Raw genomic sequence first — 2,402 nt, forward strand, 5'->3', positions numbered from 1 at the left:
ACCAAGAGGGTGAGTAATGTTGTAATAGACATCCTTACTTACCTCCTTTAACTTGTTTTTTAGGTTTGACAAAGCGCTCGATAATGTAGTGAACGCTGACAAAGAAGATAATGGACGCTGTTACAATGCTGACAAGCTCAGACGGAACTTGCGCAGCGTTCATACCCGGTGCTCCTACTTGCAAAACTCCAAATAAGAAGGCTGCAAAGAGAATTCCAATTGGTGAGTTTCCAGCAAGCAAACTAACTGCCATCCCGTTAAATCCGATAGCTAATGATGAACCTTGAACGTAAACGTTTTGGAAGGTTCCAAGTCCTTCGACCGCTCCACCAAGACCAGCCAAAGCACCAGAGATAATCATTGATAGAATGATTGTACGTTTTGCTGAAATACCAGCGTACTCTGAGGCATGGGGATTGAGCCCAACTGCACGAATTTCAAAACCGAGAGTCGTTTTCTTGAGCAAGAACCAAATCACCCCAACAGCAATGATTGCAAAGAAGATTCCGATATTCATACGGGAATTTCCAGTCAACTCCGATAACCATGGTGTCTGGTATGTAGCATTGGCACTAACACGAATCGTTGAGTCTGTACTTTGCATAATATCTTTAGGAAAGGCATGAATAAAGGCATTTCCCACATACAATACAATATAGTTCATCATGATGGTCACGATAACCTCTGATGTACCCAAATAGGCTCTAAGAATACCTGGAATCGCACCAACAATTCCCCCCGCAATCAGAGCAATGATTACTGTTAATGGAATCAAAACGAGACGTGACATATCTGGATTTGACAAGGCAAACCAACCACTAAGAATCCAACCTGCTAGTGCCTGACCAGGAAGTCCAACGTTAAAGAAACCTGCACGGCTAGCAACTGCAAACCCCAGACCAATCAAGATAAGAGGACCCATGGCACGGAAAATTTCTCCAATCCCACGGAGGCTACCAAAAGCTGTATAGAACAACTCCTCATAGCCCCAGATAGCATCATATCCGAAGATCCACATGACGATGGCTCCGAGCAAGATTCCTAAGAATACGGAAATCAAGGGAACCGAAATTTGTTGTAATTTTTTAGACATCACTCTTCTCCTTTCCCAAGTTTCCTCCTGCCATCAAGATACCAAGTTCTTGTTTGTTAGTCGTTTCTGGAGACACAATACCTTGAATCTTACCATCATGAATAACAGCAATTCGGTCTGAGACATTTAAAATCTCATCCAATTCAAAGCTGACAACAAGCACAGCTTTCCCGTTATCACGTTCTTCAATCAAGCGTTTGTGAATGTACTCAATGGCACCAACGTCCAAACCACGAGTTGGCTGGCTGACGATAAGGAGTTCAGGATCACGATCAATCTCACGAGCAATAATCGCTTTTTGTTGATTTCCTCCTGAAAGAGCTGCTGCTGGAACAAATTCGCTTGCCGCACGGACATCAAATTCTTCCATTAGCTTTTTAGCATACGAAGTAATATTTGAATAGTTCAAAATTCCATTTTTACTATGTGGTTCTTTGTAGTAGGTTTGAAGGGCAATATTTTCAGAAATCATCATTTCCAAAATCAAACCATCACGGTGACGGTCTTCTGGAACGTGCCCAACACTCAACTCTGTAATCTGACGTGGGTGCAAGCCTACAATTGAATTTCCTTTTAATTCAATACTACCAGACTCAACCTTACGAAGACCTGTAATGGCTTGAATGAGTTCAGATTGACCATTGCCATCAATACCTGCAATACCGACAATTTCACCAGCACGAACATCCAAGGATAGATTTTTTACTGCTGGTACACCGCGGTTTTCATTGACCACCAAATCTTTGATTGACAAGACCACTTCTTTTGGTTGAGAGGCTTGTTTCTCTGTTTTAAAGGAAACAGAACGTCCAACCATCATTTCTGCCAAATCAGCATTGGTTGCCCCTGCGATTTCTACAGTTTCAATTGATTTCCCACGACGGATAACTGTAACTCGGTCAGAAACTGCTCGAATCTCATCCAGTTTATGGGTAATCAAAATAATGGATTTTCCTTCTTTGACAAGGTTTTTCATGATAGCCATCAACTCGTCAATCTCTGAAGGAGTCAATACAGCTGTAGGTTCGTCAAAGATAAGGATATCAGCACCACGGTAAAGTGTTTTCAAAATTTCTACACGTTGTTGGGCACCAACGGAAATGTCCGCCACCTTAGCAGCAGGATCCACTGCCAAACCATAACGTTCAGAAAGAGCCCTGATTTCTCTAGTAGCTTCGGCTATATCTAGCATACCATTTTTAGTGATTTCACTCCCCAAAATGATATTCTCAGCTACTGTAAAAGCTTCGACCAACATAAAATGTTGGTGAACCATCCCAATTCCAAGACTAGCGGCTTTAGAAGGGGA

The 2,402-nt window shown here is 42.2% G+C and carries 2 protein-coding genes; both read right to left on the reverse strand.

What is annotated here, in order from left to right:
* Positions 1–34: 34 nt before the first annotated feature.
* Positions 35–1,093, reverse strand: a complete 1,059-nt coding sequence (locus SORDD16_RS04955; RefSeq protein WP_061452578.1) for an ABC transporter permease — start codon at positions 1,091–1,093, stop codon at positions 35–37.
* Positions 1,086–2,402, reverse strand: a 1,317-nt coding sequence (locus tag SORDD16_RS04960) for an ABC transporter ATP-binding protein (protein WP_061452579.1), incomplete at its 5' end; no start/stop codon positions are given. The genes SORDD16_RS04955 and SORDD16_RS04960, both read right to left, overlap by 8 nt.

Source organism: Streptococcus oralis, from assembly GCF_001578945.1.
GTDB classification, from domain to species: domain Bacteria; phylum Bacillota; class Bacilli; order Lactobacillales; family Streptococcaceae; genus Streptococcus; species Streptococcus oralis_Q.